At 65.5% G+C, this 15,337-nt stretch carries 19 protein-coding genes; 8 read left to right on the top strand and 11 right to left on the bottom strand.

Annotation, left to right across the window (positions count from 1 at the left end; all coding sequences use genetic code 11):
• Position 1: 1 nt before the first annotated feature.
• Both AAFF27_20300 and AAFF27_20295 read right to left on the bottom strand, forming a co-directional pair.
• A complete protein-coding gene (locus AAFF27_20300; GenBank protein ID XAH22340.1) occupies positions 2 to 574 on the bottom strand; it encodes a GbsR/MarR family transcriptional regulator in 573 nt (190 codons plus the stop codon).
• Between the two features lie 137 nt (positions 575 to 711).
• Positions 712 to 1,143, bottom strand: a complete 432-nt coding sequence (locus tag AAFF27_20295; GenBank protein ID XAH22339.1) for a cupin domain-containing protein — start codon at positions 1,141 to 1,143, stop codon at positions 712 to 714.
• Positions 1,144 to 1,284: 141 nt separating this feature from the next.
• Here AAFF27_20295 and AAFF27_20290 point away from each other — a divergent pair, with 141 nt between their 5' ends.
• From AAFF27_20290 to AAFF27_20255, 8 genes are all read left to right on the top strand, one after another.
• A complete protein-coding gene (locus AAFF27_20290; GenBank protein ID XAH22338.1) occupies positions 1,285 to 2,019 on the top strand; it encodes a helix-turn-helix domain-containing protein in 735 nt (244 codons plus the stop codon).
• A 311-nt stretch (positions 2,020 to 2,330) separates the two neighbouring features.
• Positions 2,331 to 3,137: an ABC transporter substrate-binding protein gene (locus AAFF27_20285; GenBank protein XAH22337.1), complete on the top strand. Its 807-nt coding sequence runs from the start codon at positions 2,331 to 2,333 to the stop codon at positions 3,135 to 3,137.
• A gap of 3 nt (positions 3,138 to 3,140) precedes the next feature.
• Complete coding sequence (locus AAFF27_20280) at positions 3,141 to 3,839, top strand: amino acid ABC transporter permease (GenBank protein XAH22336.1); 699 nt, start codon at positions 3,141 to 3,143, stop codon at positions 3,837 to 3,839.
• The gene (locus AAFF27_20275) at positions 3,840 to 4,544 is read left to right on the top strand and encodes an amino acid ABC transporter permease (protein XAH22335.1); all 705 of its coding nucleotides are present in this window, start codon (positions 3,840 to 3,842) and stop codon (positions 4,542 to 4,544) included.
• Positions 4,541 to 5,269 (top strand): amino acid ABC transporter ATP-binding protein, encoded by a 729-nt coding sequence (locus tag AAFF27_20270; protein XAH22334.1) that lies wholly within the window; start codon positions 4,541 to 4,543, stop codon positions 5,267 to 5,269. The genes AAFF27_20275 and AAFF27_20270 overlap by 4 nt, the downstream gene beginning before the upstream one ends.
• A 30-nt stretch (positions 5,270 to 5,299) precedes the next feature.
• Positions 5,300 to 6,505 (top strand): pyridoxal phosphate-dependent aminotransferase, encoded by a 1,206-nt coding sequence (locus tag AAFF27_20265; GenBank protein ID XAH22333.1) that lies wholly within the window; start codon positions 5,300 to 5,302, stop codon positions 6,503 to 6,505.
• 2 nt (positions 6,506 to 6,507) lie between these two features.
• On the top strand, positions 6,508 to 7,200 hold the full coding sequence (locus AAFF27_20260; GenBank protein XAH22332.1) for an RraA family protein: 693 nt from the start codon (positions 6,508 to 6,510) through the stop codon (positions 7,198 to 7,200).
• A 132-nt stretch (positions 7,201 to 7,332) separates the two neighbouring features.
• Positions 7,333 to 8,421, top strand: coding sequence for a PA0069 family radical SAM protein (locus AAFF27_20255; protein ID XAH22331.1), 1,089 nt, complete (start codon positions 7,333 to 7,335; stop codon positions 8,419 to 8,421).
• A 7-nt stretch (positions 8,422 to 8,428) separates the two neighbouring features.
• Here the strand turns inward: AAFF27_20255 and AAFF27_20250 are convergent, their stop codons facing one another.
• The 9 genes from AAFF27_20250 to AAFF27_20210 form a co-directional block, all read right to left on the bottom strand.
• On the bottom strand, positions 8,429 to 9,103 hold the full coding sequence (locus AAFF27_20250) for an RraA family protein (protein ID XAH22330.1): 675 nt from the start codon (positions 9,101 to 9,103) through the stop codon (positions 8,429 to 8,431).
• A gap of 36 nt (positions 9,104 to 9,139) precedes the next feature.
• Positions 9,140 to 10,108 carry a tripartite tricarboxylate transporter substrate binding protein gene (locus AAFF27_20245; GenBank protein ID XAH22329.1) on the bottom strand — a complete coding sequence of 323 codons (969 nt, stop codon included), beginning with the start codon at positions 10,106 to 10,108 and terminating at the stop codon, positions 9,140 to 9,142.
• An 88-nt stretch (positions 10,109 to 10,196) separates the two neighbouring features.
• The gene (locus AAFF27_20240; protein ID XAH22328.1) at positions 10,197 to 11,054 is read right to left on the bottom strand and encodes a DUF1932 domain-containing protein; all 858 of its coding nucleotides are present in this window, start codon (positions 11,052 to 11,054) and stop codon (positions 10,197 to 10,199) included.
• A gap of 138 nt (positions 11,055 to 11,192) precedes the next feature.
• Entirely contained in the window at positions 11,193 to 11,870 is a 678-nt protein-coding gene (locus AAFF27_20235) for a GntR family transcriptional regulator (GenBank protein ID XAH22327.1), read from the bottom strand.
• Between the two features lie 62 nt (positions 11,871 to 11,932).
• The gene (flhC, locus tag AAFF27_20230) at positions 11,933 to 12,478 is read right to left on the bottom strand and encodes a flagellar transcriptional regulator FlhC (protein ID XAH22326.1); all 546 of its coding nucleotides are present in this window, start codon (positions 12,476 to 12,478) and stop codon (positions 11,933 to 11,935) included.
• 153 nt (positions 12,479 to 12,631) lie between these two features.
• Entirely contained in the window at positions 12,632 to 12,961 is a 330-nt protein-coding gene (gene flhD, locus AAFF27_20225; protein ID XAH22325.1) for a flagellar transcriptional regulator FlhD, read from the bottom strand.
• A gap of 250 nt (positions 12,962 to 13,211) precedes the next feature.
• Positions 13,212 to 14,162, bottom strand: coding sequence for a sulfurtransferase (locus AAFF27_20220; protein ID XAH22324.1), 951 nt, complete (start codon positions 14,160 to 14,162; stop codon positions 13,212 to 13,214).
• Positions 14,163 to 14,210: 48 nt separating this feature from the next.
• On the bottom strand, positions 14,211 to 14,342 hold the full coding sequence (locus AAFF27_20215) for a hypothetical protein (GenBank protein ID XAH22323.1): 132 nt from the start codon (positions 14,340 to 14,342) through the stop codon (positions 14,211 to 14,213).
• A 20-nt stretch (positions 14,343 to 14,362) separates the two neighbouring features.
• Complete coding sequence (locus AAFF27_20210; GenBank protein XAH26275.1) at positions 14,363 to 15,274, bottom strand: DMT family transporter; 912 nt, start codon at positions 15,272 to 15,274, stop codon at positions 14,363 to 14,365.
• Positions 15,275 to 15,337 lie beyond the last annotated feature (63 nt).

Raw genomic sequence — 15,337 nt, 5'->3', positions numbered from 1 at the left:
CTCAACTCTCCTTGTTCGCCGACTTGCCGCGCAGGCGGTCCTTAAATTCAAGCACGCGGGTGACGGCCGCGCCCATGCCCATCAGCTGCATGGCGGTTTCCGGGGCGAGCTTTTGCACGTCGTCGAACCAGGTCATGAGCCGGTCGATCAGGTCGTGCATCTGGCGCATGCGCTCTTGTGCGTAGCGCTCTTGTTCGGTGCCGGGCGACTCCAGCAGGGCATTGCGCAGCATCGACAACGTGGGCTCGATCTCGCGGCGGCGGCGCTCTTCGGCCAGCACGCGGAAGATGTCCCAGACATCGTTGGGCGCCTCGAAGTACTCGCGCCGGTCGCCCGGCTGGTGGCGCAGCCGCACCAGGCGCCAGGACTGCAGCTCTTTCAAACCCATGCTGACGTTGGAGCGCGAGAACTCCAGCGCCTCGGCGATGTCGTCGGCATTGAGCGCGCGCTGCGAAATGAAGATCAGGGCATAGATCTGCCCCACGGTGCGGTTGATGCCCCAGCGGCTGCCCATTTCGCCGAAGTGGGCGACGAACTGGCGGTTGAAGGGAGGGAGGTAGTTGCTATCGGCCATGCGCGCATTGTCGCGCGACTTTGTTGAATTTTCAGTAATTACTGAAAATTCAACACAACCAACACATTGAGAAATTTAAAGAAAAAAGGCCTGTATCCCAGGTGCAGCCTGGGCTGTTAGCTATCAAAAAGTGATTTCTACGGTTGGGCCGGCCACGGTGTGGGTGGCGGGATCTCGCATACCGGGTCGACATCAATGCTCTTGAAATCGGCCGGCGAGACGATCTCCAGGTACTCCATGTCCGGCGAATAGTCGAACAGGTAGTGCCGTATGCCGGGGCGCTGGTGCACCACGTCGCCGGCCTGCACCAGGGTCACCTGGTCTTCGTACATGAAGCGGGCCCAGCCCTTGAGCATGTAGACGATCTGGAAGTCCGCCTCATGCCGGTGCCAGCCGGTGCCGGCCTCGGGCGGCAGGTTGGCCTTGACCAGGTGGGCGATGACCTTGCCATGCGTGGCCTTGGCAATGCCCAGGTCGCGGTAGAGGAAGAAGTCGCGCAGGCCACCCGAGACAAACTCGGTATCGCCAGGCTTCACGTGCGAGAACTCGGTTGCGTCAGATGGTGGCATGGGGTGCTCCTTCTCAGGCTCCGTTGCACAAAGCGTTCCAGAGAACGCCCGCAAAGCATGCACCAATCCGCCGCTTTGGGCCATGGCCGGGCAGCCGATAGCACGCCGCTAAAATCCAGCGGTTTGCCCTAGCGACCCCAGATGGCCTCCCAATCCTCTTCAGACGTTGATCGTTCGGTAGCTTCCGCAGAGCGGACCTTGGCGATTCTGGATGCGTTCCTGCAACAGGACGGGCCGCTCAAGCTCAAGGACATCGAGGATGCAACGGGCCTGTTTCGCAGCGTCATCCTGCGCTACATGATCTCGCTCGAGCGCATGCGCTACGTGCACCGGCGGGCCGACGGCCGCTACCAGCTGGGTTCGCGCATCTACCAATTGGGCAAGAGCTACGAGAACGGCTTTCAGCTCTCGGCCTATGTGTTGCCGGTACTCGCCAAGGTGGTGGAAGTCACCGGCGAGAGCGCGTCTTTCTACGTGCGTGAAGGCGAAACCCGGCTCTGCCTGTTCCGCCACGATTCGGCCCATTCGCTCAGGGTCAGCGTCAACGCGGGCCGGGTGGTGGCGCTCGATGCCACCTCCACCGACCAGGTGCTGCGGGATTTTGACGACGGCCGTGGCTACCAGCAGCATGACACCGCCAGCATCGTGCGCCAGTCCACCGGCATCCTCGACGAATGGACCGCCTCCATCTCTGCGCCGGTGCTGGGCGAAGGCAACCGCCTGGTCGGCGCACTGACGATCTCCGGCCCCAAGCAGCGCTTTGACATCCGCAACGAGAAGACGCACGAATTTCTGCTGAGCCAGGCCCTGTCGCTGGCCGCGGCATTGGGATGCAGCATCCCCATCGCTTCCCGCCCCAACCCGGCGGCTTGCTGACACTGCGCTGATCTGCTGTAGCGCCCCGCCTGGGGCGCGGCATGGTCGATTCCGCCGGCCAAAACCTTTGTTCCCACACAGCTCCGGGCTCCGCCACGCCCAGGGCTGCGTTGCGGCGTGCGGGTGCACCAATTCCATGCAAAACACGTGAATTGCACCAATTCGATGCAATTTATGGAATTTGAAGCTTCTCTCGTTCGGGTTTTCCCGGGCATAGATCGTGCTGAATCATGATTTCATACGTTGAGTATGAAAAACGTACTTCACTCGATCAAAAGGGGATTCGAATGACTTCAGGCCTCAAGCGTGTCATGCGCTCCGCAGTTGCCGGCCTTGCCTGTGCGACGCTATTCGTGGGTCTGGCGCATGCCGACCGCCTCAGCGACATCAAGGCGCGCGGCAGCCTGACCTGCGCCACGCTCTCGGGCTCCGAGCCGCTGGCCTACCAGGACCCGGCCACGCGCAAGTACATCGGCTTTGACGTGGATACCTGCGCCGCCGTCGCCCAGCACCTGGGCGTCAAGATGGAGCACAAACCGGTCACGGTCGAAGCGCGCATTCCAGAGCTGGCGCTGGGCCGGGTCGATCTGGTGGCCGCAGCCATGGGCTACACCAAGGAGCGCGCAGAGCAGGTGGCGTTCACGGCGTCGCACTACCAGATCCCGCTCAAGGTGATCGTGGCTACCAGCTCGGGCATCACCAAGTTCGCGGATCTTGCGGGCAAGAAGATCAGCGCCAACAAGGGCTCTACGCCTGAGCTGCATGCGCGCCGGGTGATCCCCAGCGCCGATGTCGTCACCTTCCAGGACGCTCCCACCGCTTTCCTGGCCCTGCAGCAGGGCAAGGTGCAGGGCTTTGCCATTGCGCAGGCTTCTGGCTCGCGCTTTGTCAGCGAGACCGGCGGCAAGTTCAAGTTCCTGGACGAGACGCTGGCCTGGGAGGCCACGGCGCTGGCGGTGAAGAAGGACGAGCCCGCGCTGCTGGCTGCGGTCAACAAGGCACTTGAAGAGATGGAGGCCTCGGGCGAGCTGGATGCGATGTGGGTCAAGTGGTATGGCCCGACCACCAAGTACAACATTCCCCGGGAGAAGAAGCTGACCCCGATCTCGCGCTTCTGACCCATGCTGACCCTGGATTTCGCCACCATCTTCCACGGCCGCTATGCGGACTGGTTGCTTGCCGGTGCGCTCACGACGCTGGCGCTGTTCGCCGTGTCGTGGGTAATGGGCTTTGTGCTGTCGCTGCTGGTGGTGTCGGCACGCTCGTCCGGCGTGAAGCTGCTGCAGGCTGTGGCCTTTGCCTTCGTTGGCTACCACCGCAATGTGCCGGGGCTGGTGCAGCTCTTTGTCTGGTACTTCGGCATCCCGCAGTTCCTGCCTGACGCATGGCAGATGTGGATCAACGCCCACGGCAGCGAGTTCATCTTCGGCTGCATCGCGTTGTCCCTGAATGCGGCAGCCTACATGTCGGAAGACCTGCGCAGCGGCATGCGCTCGTTGCCGCCATCGCAACTGGAAGCCGCGCGTGCGCTGGGGCTGAGCTATGTCTCGGCCATGCGCAAGGTGCTGCTGCCGCAGGCAATCCGCGTGGCCGTGCCGCCGTTGGTGAACCAGTCGCTGGGCTTGTTCAAAGCCACCAGCCTAGCCATGGCCATTGGCGTGGCCGAGATGACCTATGCCACCCACCAGATCGAGAACGAAACCTTCAAGACCTTCGAGGCCTTTGCTGTCGCCTCGGTGTTCTATTGGGTCTTCTCGTTCCTGCTGATGGCGCTTGGCCACCGCGCCAATCGCTGGCTGCGTCCACGGGGGAGCCGCTAAATGCTGCAGATACTTCACGACTATGGCCTGCTGCTGCTCATCGGGCAGTACCCCGAAGGGCCGCTGGGTGGCCTGGCGCTCACGCTGATCCTGGCGGTGACCGGCCTGGTGTGTTCCTTCCCGCTGGCAGTGCTGGTGGGCGTTGCCAGAACCAGCCGCATCCGCGCCATCTACCTGCCGGTCTCGACGCTGGTGCACGCCATCCGTGGCCTGCCCGTGCTGCTGATCATCTTCTGGGCCTACTTCATCGTGCCGCTGGTGATTGGCCGCAGCATTTCTGGCGTGACCACGGTGATCTGCGCCCTGGTGGTCTACGAGCTGGCCTTCATGGGCGAGGTGGTGCGCGCCGGCATCGAGGCCATTCCCAAAGGGCAGGTGGAAGCATCCCGCTCGCTGGGCCTGAACTACTTCCAGACCATGCGCCGCGTGGTGCTGCCGCAGGCGCTCTACCAGATGCTGCCCAGCATCCTGAACCAGTTCATCAACCTGATCAAGAACACCTCTCTGGGTTACATCATCAGTGTCAATGAGCTGACCTATTCGGCCTACCAGATCAACGCCCAGTTGCTCACGCGGCCGTTCGAGGTCTACGCCATTCTGGCGGTCATCTACTTCCTTCTCTGCTGGTCGCTGGGGCTGTGCATGTCCTGGATCGAGAAGCGGATCAAGCGCGATCGCCAGGTGCGACTCCGGAGTGCTTCATGATTTCATTTCAAAACGTCGAAAAATGGTACGGCGCCTACAAGGCGCTCAATCAGATCAACGAAACCGTGGACAAGGGCGAGGTCGTCGTGGTCTGCGGCCCCTCGGGCTCTGGCAAGTCCACGCTGATCCGCACCATCAACCGGCTTGAGCCCATTACCTCGGGCCGCATCACCGTCAACGGCGTGGACATCCACGGCAAAGAAGTGAACGTCAACCGGCTGCGCAGCGAGATCGGTTTTGTGTTCCAGCAGTTCAACCTTTTCCCGCACCTGAGCGCGCTGCAGAACATCATGCTGGCGCCTATGGATGTGCGGGGCCTGTCCAAGCAAGAAGCCAAGGACCGCGCCTTCGCCTTGCTGGAGAAGGTCGGCCTGCAGCACAAGGCCGATGCCTTTCCGCCCGAGCTGTCGGGTGGCCAGCAGCAGCGCGTGGCGATCGCGCGGGCGTTGGCCATGCAGCCGCCCGTCATGCTCTTCGATGAGCCCACCAGCGCACTTGATCCCGAGATGGTGGGCGAGGTCCTGCAGGTGATGCAGCAGCTCGCCAAGGAAGGCATGACCATGGTCTGCGTCACCCATGAGATGGGCTTCGCGCGTGAGGTGGCGAACCGCATCGTCTTCATGGACGAAGGCACCGTGCTGGAACGCGCCACGCCCGAAGACTTTTTCACGCGGCCACAGCACCCTCGTGCGCAGAAATTCATTTCAGACATCCGCCATATCTAGGCAGAGCTCCCATCCATTCAGAGGCCCAGCGTGTCGATCATTTCCTCCACACTTTCCCGCATCAAACCCTCCAGCACCATCGCTGCGAGCCAGCGTGCCCGCGACCTGGCCGCGCAAGGCCGCGACGTCATCGCCCTCAGCTCCGGCGAGCCTGATTTCGATACGCCCGACAACATCAAGGAGGCCGCAGTCCGCGCCATTGGCCTTGGCAAGACCAAGTACCCGCCGGTCAGCGGCATCCCGCAACTGCGCGAGGCCATCGTGGGCAAGTTCCAGCGCGAGAACGGCCTCAGCTACAAGCCGAGCCAGGTCATGGTGTGCTCCGGCGGCAAACAGGTGATCGCCAATGCCTTCCTGGCGACGCTGGATGCGGGCGATGAAGTCGTCATCCCCGCGCCCTACTGGGTGTCGTACCCCGAGCTCGTGGCCCTGTGCAATGGCGTGCCCGTTTTTGCTGCCACCACCTTGGCGAACGGCTTCAAGCTCACGGCCGAAGCGCTGGAGGCAGCCATCACGCCCCGCACCAAGTGGCTCATCCTGAATTCGCCCTCCAACCCGTCCGGCGCCGCCTACACCCGGGCGGAACTCAAGAGCCTGGCCGAGGTGCTGCTGCGCCACCCCCATGTGTGGGTGCTGACGGATGACATGTACGAGCACCTGGTCTACGACGAGTTCGAGTTCACCACCATCGCCCAGGTCGAGCCCGCGCTGCTGGAGCGCACGCTGACGATGAATGGTGTGTCCAAGGCCTACGCCATGACCGGCTGGCGCATTGGCTATGGCGCAGGCCCTGCCACGCTGATGAAGGCCATGGATTCGATCCAGGGCCAGATCACCTCGGGCGCCAGCACCATCTCGCAGTGGGCCGCGGTAGAGGCGTTGAATGGTCCGCAGGATTTTCTGGCGCCGCGCCGGGAAGTGTTTCGCCAGCGCCGCGACATGGTGGTGGCAAGCCTGAACGCCGCAGCCGGTCTGCAGTGCCCGACCCCGGAGGGTGCCTTCTACGTCTTCCCGTCGTGCGCGGGCCTGATCGGCAAGCGCACCGAGAGCGGCACCCGCATCAGCACCGATAGCGACTTTGCGTTGGAGCTGCTCAACGCCGAAGGCGTGGCCATCGTCCAGGGCTCCGCATTCGGGCTGGCGCCGCACTTCCGCCTGTCGTACGCGGCAGCCACCACACAACTCGAAGACGCCTGCGCCCGCATCCAGCGCTTCTGCAGCACGCTCCAGGACTAGACATGAGCAACACCTCTCAACCCGACATCATTCGCGACTTCGAGCGCGTGCCCGCCGCCATCGTCCAGCAGGCCGCGCAATACCAGCCCGCCATCCTGGCCGACGTGGCCGGCCGGCGCGGCGCCATGCATGGGCGCATCAAGGCGCTGCACCCGCGCATGAAACTGGCCGGCACCGCCTTCACGGTGGACGTGCGCCCGGGTGACAACCTCATGATCCACGCCGCCATCGCACTGGCAAAGCCGGGCGACGTGCTGGTGATCGACGGCAAGGGCGACCAGACGGCAGCCTTGATGGGCACCATCATGATGACGGCCTGCCAGCAACTGGGCATTGCCGGTGTCGTGATCGACGGCGCCGCGCGCGACAGCCTCGAGATCGACGAGATGGACTACCCGGTCTTCTCCGTTGGCACCAACCCGAACGGCCCGACCAAGAACGTGCCCGGCCGCATCGGGCACCCGGTCACATGCGGCGGCGTCACGGTGCACCCCGGCGACTTCATCATCGCGGACGCCGACGGCGTGGTCGTGGTGGAGCGCGAGAAGATCGAGGCCCTGCTACCCGCCGCCGCCAAGAAGGTGCGCGACGAGGCCGCCCGCATCGCCGCCATCAAGACCGGCGACACGGCCGCCAAGTGGCTTGATGCCGCCCTGCGCACCGCCGGTGTGCTGAAGGACGGCGAGACCTTATGAGCTGAGGCACCTGCGCCGCTACCCAAGCCGGCGCAGCAGGGGTAATATAACTGTATGAAAATACAGTATTCTTGGGTCACTGGAGCCGCATGGGTACACCCCGTATCCCTGTGGCGACTTGCCTGATGCGCCATGGACCCGGTCTTCATCCCCCTGCAAGCCCTCAAGGGCCGTGGCAGCGCCACACGCATCGCGCACCGCTTCGAGTCACAGCTTCGCGACGCCTATGACGATGGCTGGGGTTCGCTGGAGGAGCTGGCTGACCAGCGCCAGGCCCAGCCTGCCACCGAAGTGCGCTTCGAAGACGTGAAAAGCGTCATCAGCCGCAACGACTCGCCCGACATCCCCTTCGACGCTTCGCTCAATCCCTATCGCGGCTGCGAGCATGGCTGCATCTACTGCTTTGCGCGGCCCACGCACAGCTACCTCAACCTGTCGCCGGGGCTGGATTTCGAGACCAAGATCATCGCCAAGCGCAACCTGGCCGAGGTGCTGCGGCGCGAAATCTCCCGCCCCGCCTACCGCCCCAGCCACATCGCCATTGGCACCGCCACCGACTGCTACCAGCCGGTGGAGCGCGAGCTGCGGCTGACGCGCGCCGCCATAGAGGTGTTGCACGAGGCGCGCCACCCGTTCGGCCTGGTGACCAAGTCCAGCGCGGTCGAGGCCGATATCGACCTGCTGGCCGCCGCTGCGGCAGAGAAGCGCGCGGCCGTCTACGTCACCGTCACCACGCTGGACGCCAAGCTGGCCCGCATTCTTGAGCCGCGCGCCGCCGCGCCGCACCGGCGGCTGCGCACCATCCGCACGCTGACGGAGGCCGGCATCCCGGTGGGTGTCAGCGTGGGGCCGCAGATCCCCTTCATCACCGAAGACATGGAGCAGGTGCTGGCCGCCACCTTCGAGGCCGGCGCGCGCAGCGCCTTCTACACGGTGGTGCGCCTGCCCTGGGAGGTGGCGCCGCTGTTTCGCCAGTGGCTGGAGCTGCACTACCCTGACCGCGCCGAGCGCGTCATGGCACGCATCCAGGAGATGCGCGGCGGCAAGGACTATGACGCCGACTTCGCCACCCGCATGAAGGGCAGCGGCCTGTGGGCCGATCTGATCCGCCAGCGCTTCGAGAAGGCCACCAAGCGCCTGGGCTTCAACCGCCAGCGCATACAGCTCGACCACTCGGCTTTCCGGCCGCCGGGGGCGGTGGGGCAGGGCAGCCTTTTTTGACGCGGCACTAACTCTCGATCGGGCAGTTGAGCCGCGCCAGCGTGGCGTCGACCCAGGCCGCGTCGTAGCTGCCGTTCGCGATGTCGGCAATCATCCTGGCTTCCACCACTTGCTTGTGCTCTGCGGCTGCCAGCAGCGATTGCACGTCGTCATAGGGCACGCACAGCAGGCCGTCGTCGTCGCCAATGACCAGGTCGCCTGGCGCTATGACCATGCCGTCGATGGCAATGGGTACGTTGATTTCCCCCGGGCCGTCCTTGTAGGGGCCGCGGTGCGTCACGCCGGCGGCGAACACCGGGAAGCTGCCGCTGCGGATGGCCGCCGCGTCGCGGATGGCGCCGTTGATGACGAGGCCGCCCAGGCCACGTCGGGTGGCGTCGCCCACCATGATCTCGCCGATCAGCGCGTTGGTGAGGTCGCCGCCGGCATCGACCACGATCACGTCACCGGGCTGTGCCAACTGCAGCGCCTTGTGGATCATGAGGTTGTCGCCCGGGCGGGCCTTGACGGTGAGCGCCGGGCCGGCCATGGCGCCGCTGCCGTGCATGGGGCGCAGGCGCGCGCCGCCGGCCGTCATGCGCGACATGCAGTCGCTGACGTTGGCCACCGGCACGCCGAGAAAGCGCTGTGCCAGCGCAAGGTCGACGGCTCGGCGCCGTTTGAGGATCTGGAGTCCGATCATGGGAAGTACCTGGGTGCAGAAAGTGGAGGGGATTTCTCAGTCGAGCTTGATGCCCGAGCCTTGAATGACGGGTGCCAGCCGGGCGCTGTCGGCGGCATAGAGCCGGGCCATGTCCTGCGGCGAGCCGCCCAGCACGTCGGCGCCGCTGGCGATGATCTTCTCGCGCACCTCGGGCATCAGCAGCAGCTTGTTGACCTCGGTGTTGAGCCGCTGGATCGTGTCCGGAGGCGTGCCGGCCGGAGCCATCAGGCCCCAGACGCTGGCCAGCTCGACACCACTAAAACCGGCCTCGGCGTAGGTCGGCACGTTGGGCAGCACTGGCGAGCGCTGCGGCGTGGTCACCGCCAGCGCGCGTACCTTGCCGCCCTGGATATGGCTTTGCAGCGTGGGGATGGAGCCCATGTACATATCGACCTGGCCGCCGATTAGGTCGGGCAGTGATTGGGCAATGCCACGGTAGGGCACATGCGTAAAGCGGATGTCTGCGCTCTTCTGCCACATCTCGAGCACCAGGTGCGTCACCGTGCCCGTGCCGGGCGAGGCAAAGGTGAGCTGGCCCGGTTTGGCCTTGGCCGCAGCGACCACGTCCGCCAGCGTCTTGTAGGGCGAATCCGCGCGCACCACCAGCACCGCAGGCCCGCGCGCCACCAGGCCCACGGGCACCAGGTCCTTGGCCGGGTCGTAGGACAGCTTGCCGTAGAGCAGGGGGTTGAGCACGACGTTGTCGGTCTGCGCCATGACCAGGGTGTAGCCGTCTGCCGGGGCCTTGGCCGTGCTGTCGAGCGCGAGGTTGCCACCGGCTCCTGGCTTGTTGTCGACCACCACGGTCCACTTCAGCGTCTCGGTCAGCTTGGCGGCGATCAGGCGGGTCAGGTTGTCGGTGCCGCCACCGGGCGGGAAGGGCACGATGATCTTCACCGGGCGCGCGGGATAGCCTTGCGCAAGCGCGGCGCCGGCGGCGGCCAGCAGGGAGGTCATGACGATCAGTCGTCGGGCGAGGTTCATAGCGGTCTCCTGGTTGTGTTCTGGTGGGAATGGGGTGCGGACCAGACTGGCCCGTAGGGGGAATGGAAGCCCGCGTGCGCGGCCCGGCTCAGGCTGTGGCGGGGTCGGCCAGCCAGGCCAGCGCGGCAGCGGTGTCGCCGCCGCCAAAGGCATGCGCGGACAGCATGGCCACGGTCTTCTCGAAGCGCTGCTGCACGCCCGGCAGCACCACCGGCTCTATGCCGGCAAGGCGCATCTGGCGCTGGGCTTCAAGCACTTCGTTCAGGCGCCGCCCGGCGTGTGTGATGTGCGTGCGCACCATGGATTCCATGGTCTCGCGCAGGCAGCCCTCGTCGATGTCCGAGAGCACCGTGTGCAGCTCTTCGCGCAGGCCTTTGCTTTCTGCCGTCACCAGGCATTCCACGGCGAGTGCCTCCATGCCCTTGGTGAAGATGCTGCGCAGCAGCTTGAGCGCCGCCGCGTCGCCCGCGCGGCTGCCGACCACGCGCACCGGCGCACCGCAGGCGGCCAGCAGCCGGCTGGCCTCTGCGGCGCCGTCGCCCGCGCACAGCAGGGGCGTGCGTGCGCCGCTCAGGTTCACCGCACCGGTGATCGCCACGTCGGCAAAGCGCTGGCCGCCGGCCAGGGCCAGCGCCTCGGCCTGGCGCATGTCGGCCGGGTCGGCCGTGGTCATGTCCAGGTAGAGCGCGCCGGCGCGCAACTGCGGCAGCGCGGCCCGCGCCACGTCCAGCGCCACGCTGCCAAAGACGGCGCTCAGCACCAGCCCGGCCTCTGCCAGCCAGGGGCCGGGCGCCGGGTGGATGGCCAGGCCATGCGCTTGCGCGAAGGCGTGCAGGGCCGCCGAAGGCTGCGGGTCGCAGATGCCCGCGAGCACGTGGCCGCTGCCCGCCAGGGCCTGCGCATAGCAGATGCCCACCACCCCGCCACCAAGAATTGCTGTCTTCATAAAATACAGAAAAAACACATTTGTGCGTTGAATCTGTATTGAATTCGGAAATTACGCGCTATTCATCGGTAAATACCCGTGAAATGTATTTTTAATGTTTTGATTGGCGGGTGGGGCGGCTGCTGCCGCGGAGTGGGCTCAGTCTTCGGCGCTGTCCGGCGTGGCCGGGCCGGTGGCGCTGACACGCTGCATCTCGAAGCGCATGAAGGACACGCTCAGGTGATAGGCCATGGCCTGCTCGGCGTAGGCGCGGTTGCGGCGCTTGATGGCCTGCGTGACCTGGCGGTGGTGCTCCAGGCTGTTGAGCATGTCCTCTTCGCTGTAGAAGTAGAACGAGCCGATCATGATCGGCGTGTCGATGAAGTTCTGCAGCATGGCCTTGAGCCGGCCGGAGTGCGCGGCCTCCACCAGCAGGTGGTGAAAGCGATTGTTCACGGCCTGTATGCGCTCCACGCGGTCACTGCGCCGCGACTTGACGTGCGTCAGCATCTCGTCGTTCAGGCGCTCAAGCTCTTCGATCTGCTCGGGGGTGGCGCGCTCTGCGGCCAGGCCTGCGGCATGCGGCTCGAGCAGGCAGCGCAGCTCGAACACCTCGGCCACGTCCCATTGCGTCCAGCCCGCCACGGTCGTGCCGCGGGCCGCGGCCTGCAGCAGGCCGTCGTCGATCAGGCGCTGCAGCGCCGCGCGCACGGGCGTGCGGCTGACCTGCATTTCTTCGGCGATGTGCTCTTCACGCAGGCGCGAGCCAGGCGGGTAGACGCCGGACATGATGCGCCGGCGCAGTTCTGCATAGAGGGAGTCGGTGATTTTTGGCATGGCAGGCGTCTGCGGCTCGGAGCGCCGCTATGCCTGCCATTCTGACAAGTCGCGCGCGTGGCTCAGTGCAGCATCAGCGCGCCGGCGGCCTTGCTCTTGCCGGCGCGTGCCGGCGGGTTGCACAGGCCGCAGACATAGTGGCGGGCGTTCTCGTAGGGCTCGGTGACGAAGCGGCCGCCGCATTGCGAGCAGGCGGTGGTCTGCAGCATGTTGGCATCGATGAACTTCAGCAGGCGCCAGGCACGGGTGAAGGACAGCAGGGGCTCGATCTCGGCCGCCGCCACCTGCTCGCCATAGAGGCGATAGGCCTTGGTCAGGGCATCCACCGGCTCCAGCGCCGCGCCCTTGCACAGGTACTCGTGGATGTTCAGGAACAGCGAGGAATGGATGTTCTCTTGCCAGGTCAGGAACCAGTCGGTGGAGAAGGGCAACTGGCCCTTGGAGGGCGACTTGCCGGCGATCTCCTTGTAGAGGCGGATCAGCCGCTCATACGACAGCGTGGTTTCCGACTCCAGCACCTGCATGCGTGCGCCCATCTGTATGAGCATCGCGGCGCGCTCGATCTGGCGCGATTCGTTGAGGACGCTCTTGGGTGCTGCTGCGGTCATGGCAAATCCTGCGAAAGAAACAAAGGTAGGGCCGAGAGAAGGACGCTGTCTTTTTCAAGAACACCGCGGAACCGGCTTTGCCGGGCCGCTGGTGTTGCCTCCTCGAAGGGGGTTGGCGCAAGCGACACGCAGTGCGCGAAGCCTGGGGGTGGTCTAAAGGACTTCGGATACGCGGCCGGCCATCAGGATGTTGGCGTGCAGGCGGTTGGTGGCTTCGTTGCCGACCTTCTTGGGCGTGCTGTGGTTGGTCAGCAGGTTCCAGACCATGTCGTCGTCGACGCGGAAGCGGCACAGCAAGGTGTTGCCGGAGGAGAGCTTGAGGACCTGTGCAGACGATAGCGAGGCCAGCAGTTCGGCTGATTCCTCATTGATGCCGAGTCGGAACACGGCGGCGGCCTTGTCCTGACGGATCAGGTTCTGGGCCAGCATCAGGTAGGTGAGGTTCGCTTCGCGGATCTCAGCCAGCAGTTGCTCGGTGTTCATAGTGCAATCCTTTCGAGGGGATCGGGGTGTGCAAGCAGGTCGCTGCATGTCCGATCCGATGAAATGGATTGTGAAAGCGCCCCAATCGGAAATTAAGTCGGGGAAGCGTCATCCGCGTTGTCTGGTTTTGTACGCGGCTTGTCAGAATTTCCCTTACACGGCGTTAAGCATTGGTGTCGTATCGGGGATATTTGCTGAAAAAACGGGCGCTTTGTACCGGAGCCCATGCCGCATGGACTCCGGCAAGTGTCTAGCGCGTATCGTCCCGTGCGGCGCCGGTCTCTACCGGCCGCGCCGGGTCGCTGCACCACTCGCTCCAGCTGCCCGCATAGAGCGCGGTCGGGGCGTAGCCGGCCAGTTCCATGGCCAGCAGGTTGGGCACGGCGCTGACGCCGCTGCCGCACTGGTGCACCACGCTCTCTGGCGTGCGGCTGCCCAGCAGCGCATCGAACTCTTGCCGCAGTTGCGCGGCCGGCTTGAAGCGGCCGTCGGCACCGAAGTTCTCGGTGAAGGGGCGGTTGCGCGCGCCCGGGATGTGGCCGGCCACCGGGTCCAGCGGCTCGACCTCGCCGCGAAAGCGCGGTGCGCCACGGGCGTCGATCACAGTCTGCGCATTGCTGCCCAGCCCGGCCTGCACGCCGGCGGTGACGACCAGCGTGCGCAGCGGCGGCTGCAGCGTGAAGAGCGACTGGAAGTGGCTGGGTTCTGGCTCGTGGTCGGTGGCGTCGGGCGCGCTGCCGCGCGTGGCACCGCCTGCCGCCTCCCAGGCCTGCAGGCCGCCGTCGAGCACTGCCACCGCATCGTGGCCGGCCCACTTGAGCATCCACCACAGGCGGCCGCAGTAGTTGGCGCCGTTGCGGTCGTAGACCACGGCCTGCATGTCGTTGGCAAAGCCGACAGAAGACAGCCAGGTGGCGAACTTCTCGCGGCTGGGCAGCGGGTGGCGGCCGCCCGAGGCGGGGCGGTCTGCCTCGCGCGCAACGATGGTGCCGTGCGCGCCGGGCAGCCCGTGCGGCGCGCTCAGCGCCTGGTCCAGGCTGGCATAGACCGCGCCGGCGATGTGGCGCTCAAGGTACTGCTGCTCGCCCGCCGCGGGCCGCTGCAGGTCAAAGCTGCAGTCGAAGACCATGGCGCGGCGGCCAGAGGCGCGCAGCGCCTGCAGCTCAGCGACAGAGATCAGGGTGGTGAAGGTGGTGCTCATGGCAGTTTTCTACCACGGCAGCAGATCACGTGCGGCACCAGTGTCGCGTCAAGCATGATCTGCCGGTGTGCGCTTGCCCTCGCCGCGCATCGCTGCGTTGCAGCCCTTGCCCAGGCGTAAAGCCTGGGCGGCGGCCTGCGCCTTGCGCTGCACGCCGATGCCTTCGCACCCATCCTTCACCTCACGCTTGACGCGACACACTAGTGCTCTTCTGCGGGTGTCTGGGGCGCGGCGCGTTGGCGCAGCACGGTGGCCGCGATGCCGCTGGCAATGATCAATGCCATGCCGGCCCAGCCCAGCAGCGGGATCTGGTCGCCAAACAGCAGGATGCTGTAGACCGCCCCGAACACGATGCCCGAGTACTGCAGGTTGGCCACCACCAGCGTGCCACGCTGCGAGCCGGCGGTGGCATAGGCGCGGGTCATGCAGAGCTGGCCCAGCGCGGCCAGCAGGCCAATCGGCGGCAGCCACAGCGCGGCGGGCCAGACCAGCGGCGACAGGCCCTCGATGGCGCTGGCGATGCCGCCGGCCACGGCCGAGCCGGCGGCAAAGTAGAAGACGGTGCGCGTCTCGGGCTCGCCCATCTTGGACAAGGCCATCACCTGCATGTAGGCAAAGGCGGCGGTCAGGCCGGAGAACAAGCCGATCATGCCGGCGAACATTTCGCCCGGGTTCAGCGTGGGGCGCAGCATCATCACCACACCGGCAAAGCCAGCCAGCACGGTGAGGATCAGGAACCCTTGCAGCGGCGGGCCGTCCTTGCCGCTGCCGGGGCGCCAGGCGATCAGGGTGCCGCCGATCAGGAAGGCGGCGATCCAGACGCTGCTCATGTAATTGAGCGTCATGGCCGTGGCCAGCGGCAGGTGGGCGATGGCATAGAACCACGAGCCCAGCGAGACCACGCCGATCAGGCTGCGCCAGGCATGCATGCCCGGGTAGCGCGTGGCCAGGCGGATGCCGCGCGAATGCGCGATGCCCCACAGCAGCAGCATGCCGATCAGCCCGCGATAGAACACCAGCTCGGCCGAGTTGAAGTGCTCGGACGCCATCTTCACGCAGACGCCCATGGTGGCGAAGAAGAAGGAGGCGAGCAGCATCCAGCCCGCGCGCATGTTGCGGAAATTCACGTTTTTTGAATGAAAAGTGGCTGAAACCCAGGTGTGGACTGGGATATT

This window comes from Xylophilus sp. GW821-FHT01B05, from assembly GCA_038961845.1.
Taxonomy (GTDB): domain Bacteria; phylum Pseudomonadota; class Gammaproteobacteria; order Burkholderiales; family Burkholderiaceae_C; genus Xylophilus.
Note: the sequence above shows the minus strand (reverse complement) of the source record. Positions and strands in the feature narration are given on the sequence as shown.